This is a genomic window from uncultured Jatrophihabitans sp., assembly GCF_964244045.1.
GTDB lineage: Bacteria > Actinomycetota > Actinomycetes > Mycobacteriales > Jatrophihabitantaceae > Jatrophihabitans.
This window is the reverse complement of record NZ_CAXTHK010000065.1, coordinates 3353-7439: the sequence shown is the minus strand read 5'-3', so window position 1 is coordinate 7439 and position 4087 is coordinate 3353. Positions and strand designations below refer to the sequence as shown.

Below are 4087 nucleotides of genomic sequence, written 5' to 3'. Positions count from 1 at the left end.
GGTGGAGCTGAGGGGACTCGAACCCCTGACCCCCACACTGCCAGCCCGGTAGCGGTGGATGCAGAAGCCCTTGTATTCCGGGGCCTGCGGGCTACGCTTCCCCTATAGCAGGGGATTTGGAGTCGCCCGCTGCCGCTTCATGTCGGCCCGTGTCAGCCCGTGGCGGCGGGTCGCGGGGTCAAATGAGGGTCAAGGGTCGGCACCTCCCACACAGGTTGGGGACGCTCATGGGGCAGTCACGCAAACGTATCGGCGCAGACGGCAAAGCCCGCTACACCGCCTACTACGACGACGTCACCGGACGCCGCAGATCCGTCGGCACCTACCCGTCCCGCCGGGACGCCGACCGGGCCTGGCAACGCGCCGAAACCGACGCCACCGCGGGCCGGCACACCGACTCCGGCCGCAGCCGCCAACTGTTCAACCGATACGTCGAGGACGAGTGGTTCCCGAACCACCAGATCGAGTTGACCACCCGCCAGAACTACCGCTACGTCCTGGACAAGCACATCCTGCCCGTGTTCGGCGGCTACAAGATGATCGCGATCCTGCCCACCGACATCCGAGCCTGGGTCACCTCACTCAGCGCCGCCGGGGTCAAGCCGGCCACGATCAAACACTGCCTCGCGGTGCTGTCCGCGATCTTCACCACCGCCTTCAACGACCAGATCACCTCGTTGAACCCGACCGCCGGGATCAAGGCCCCGCCGGTGCCGCCGGCGACTCGGCGGATCATCACCCCCGAGCAGTTCGACCTCATCCATGCCGCCCTGCCCACCCGCGAGATGCAGTTGATGGTCGAGACCGACGCCGAGACCGGACTGCGCTGGGGTGAACTCGTCGAACTCCGCGTCCGCGACCTCGACCTCCACCACGGCATGCTTTCGGTCTCGCGGACCGTGATCGAGATCCCCGCCAAGTTCCACCCCACCGGCGGACGGTTCCTGATCAAGAACTACCCCAAAGACAAACAACCCCGACGCCTCGGCCTCTCCACCCACATCCAAGACCAACTCCGCGAGCACGTCCGCGGCCGCGGCCCGACCGACCTCGTGTTTCCCGCGCCACCCTCGGATGCCAAAGACGACCCAACAGTGGACGGGCCGGCCGACAGCCCGGCCGCCCCTGCGCCGGGCGGTCTGACCGAACCGAACGCGGCAGGCCGCACGTACCGCCACGGCACCATCACCGCCTACAACATGGCACCCTGCCGCTGCGCGGCATGCCGGGGCGCATACGCCACCTACCGCGCCCGACGAAGAGCCAGCGGCGCCGATGGATCCCGCGCCATTAGCGGACCGGTCGGATCACCATCGCCCGAGATCGGTCAGCACATCTCCCGCACCTGGTTCCGCCGCCAGATCTGGCAACCCGCACTCGAACTAGCCGGCCTGGAGTTCCACGTCCGCGTCCACGACCTCCGACACGCCCACGCGTCCTGGCTTCTGTCCGGCGGCGCCGACCTGCAAGCCGTCAAAGACCGCATGGGCCGCGCCCGCCTGACCACCACCGAGCAGTACTTGCACACACTTCCCCACGCCGACGCCGCCACCATCACCGCACTCAACAACATCCGCAACCGAAGCTAGTGAGGACGCACGACTCAGAATCGACGCCGTTTGACCGAGCAGCAGGCCGGGCTGACGAGGCTCTGCGAGTGAGACCGCCTGTCACCACTTGGCCAGGGGTCCTGATTGTCTGGGATGTGTCGCCGGCCGCTCCCAGTTGGGTTGCTGACCGTGCAGACCGCGGCGTCCTAGTTGTCGTGACCCGAGAGGTTGTTGACGGCGTGCCTGCTTGAAAGTGGGAGGACCTCCTAACGGAGTGGATGTGTCTAGGCATCTACTCGCAGGAGGTCCTCGTGGGTCACGCTAACGCCCGTACGAACGTTTTCGCTCGCAAGCTGATGGTTGATCGTGTCGCGGCCGGGTGGCCGGCGGCGCATGTCGCCGAGAAGCTCGGTGTCTCACGCGCCACGATGCACAAGTGGGTGCACCGGTATGCCGAGGGCGGCGACGCCGCGCTGGCCGACCGCTCGTCGCGTCCGCAGCGGATGCCGGCCCGGACCGGCCACAAGGTGGAGAAGCGGGTGCTCGCGGCCCGTCAGCGACGCAAGCGCGGCGCGGTCGTGCTCGCGGCCGAGCTCGGGTTGAACCCATCAACAGTCGGGCGGATCCTACGTCGACACGACGTGCCGAACCTGGCTGTGATCGACCCGATTACCGGCGAGCGGATCCGGTCTTCGCGGCGCAGCGAGAACCGCTACGAACACCCCGCACCCGGTTCGATGATCCACGTCGACGTCAAGAAACTCGGCAAGATCCCGCCCGGCGGAGGCTGGCGGCTGCACGGCCGCGACGCCACCAACGCGCACCGGCACAAGAAGACCAAAATCGGCTACGACTACATCCACACCGCGATCGACGACCACACGCGCCTGGCCTACTCCGAGATCCACAACGACGAGAAAGACGCCACCAGCGCCGCGTTCCTGCACCGCGCGCTGGCCTGGTTCGCCGCCCACGGCATCGCCGTCCGGCGCCTGCTCACCGACAACGCGATGGTCTACCGACACGGCACCGACTGGGGCTGGGTCTGCTCAGCCTGGCAACTCAAACGCCGCTTCACCAAACCCGGCTGCCCCTGGACCAACGGCAAAGCTGAACGCTTAAACCGCACCCTGCTCAACGAATGGGCCTACGCCCGACCCTGGACCAGCCACAGCCTTCGCCGCCGCGGCCTTGACCGCTTCCTGCTGCGCTACAACACTCGACGCGGCCACTCCGCCCTCGGCGGACACCCACCCATCAGCCGGCTCGCCGCCTGACAACAACGTGTCAGGTCACGACACCTAGTCCCCTCGACTGCGCCGCAACCTTATCCCGGCGAGCAACACCCCAACGCCGCGAGCATTTCGGCTGGCAGACGCTGCCAACAAGGTACCGCTCAATTTTGTCAACTGACGGCTCCGCACACGCGCCGAAAGCTGAGGTATTTCGGCAGTCTCCGACTCAAGACCCAGGGCTGACCCTCTCAACTGGTTGGTTCCTCTGCGCGAGTCGCTCTCCGCGTTACACGAAGGCGCGCAGCGTTACGGAAATGCGTCGGCCACGGTAGGCCTGCCGCGCAGGCACGGAGTGTTTCCACGCCCGATTCGTCGCGGCCGGCAGTATCAGGACATCACCATCCCTGAGATCAATGTCGCGGGTCAAACGTTCGCTCCCACGACCTTGCTCAAGGCGAAACGTTCGCGTCTCGCCAAAGGAGATCGTGACGATCGGAGCGGCAGGGACCAGATCGCGGGCGTCGTCTCGGTGACAGCTTATATGGTCTCTGGGACCGTCGTACCAGTTCACCAAGAGCCCATTAAGTCTCTCGTCGACGTGGTAGCTTGCCCACCCAAGGAGTGGGAGCAGTTCGACGGGGATGGGTTGCGCGACGTTCCGGGTGCCTGAGTAGCCGTAGTCAGTTCCGTACGCCTGCTGCCACCGAGCGACCGTGATGGGTCTTCCAAACATGCGCACCACATGGCGCTCTTCCGGGTGCGAGTTCCACCGCGCGCTGAACGTTTCCTCGTTCCACAGCAGTCCGGTATCCAGTCTGTCCGTAAACACCTCGCAGCCGTTCGCGATCTGGTGGGTCAGCATGAAGCTCCTCTTGGCTTGTACTTGCGCAAGGCAAGCGACTGGTCACCTGATGGTGAAGCGCTGTTGATGGATCGTGAACGCGGCCTGCGGCCGTCTGTTCTTGTTTGTGTCTGGTACTTGCCGCAGACAGAGGATCCGGTGACGTGCACGGTCGCGGCGGGCTAATCAACTCGAGGCTAGAAGCCCCGACGTGCGCTCGTTACGCCTCGAGACGAGAACGCGTAGTACTCCGCATCTCGCGCAGCCTGCGGTTTCATGACTGCCCCCGGGCGCAAAGTAGCGACACGTCGGGAACGGACCCGGCACCGAAAGGGGAAGAAATGACTCAGACTGATGGGGACACCTGCTCGCGCTCGCTCGAGGAGCTCAAGGCCGGGGCGGTCTCGGACACCTGCTCGCGCTCGCTCGAGGAGCTCAAGGCCGGGGCGGTCTCGGACACC

Annotated in this window: 3 protein-coding genes; 2 read left to right on the top strand and 1 reads right to left on the bottom strand. The window is 65.8% G+C overall.

Annotation, left to right across the window (positions count from 1 at the left end):
- Positions 1-227: 227 nt before the first annotated feature.
- On the top strand, positions 228-1589 hold the full coding sequence (locus ACFFC4_RS21835; RefSeq protein WP_375504807.1) for a tyrosine-type recombinase/integrase: 1362 nt from the start codon (positions 228-230) through the stop codon (positions 1587-1589).
- A 272-nt stretch (positions 1590-1861) separates the two neighbouring features.
- Positions 1862-2827 (top strand): IS481 family transposase, encoded by a 966-nt coding sequence (locus tag ACFFC4_RS21830; RefSeq protein WP_375504805.1) that lies wholly within the window; start codon positions 1862-1864, stop codon positions 2825-2827.
- Positions 2828-3071: 244 nt separating this feature from the next.
- Here ACFFC4_RS21830 and ACFFC4_RS21825 read toward each other — a convergent pair whose 3' ends face one another.
- The gene (locus tag ACFFC4_RS21825) at positions 3072-3647 is read right to left on the bottom strand and encodes an alpha-ketoglutarate-dependent dioxygenase AlkB (RefSeq protein WP_375504803.1); all 576 of its coding nucleotides are present in this window, start codon (positions 3645-3647) and stop codon (positions 3072-3074) included.
- Positions 3648-4087 lie beyond the last annotated feature (440 nt).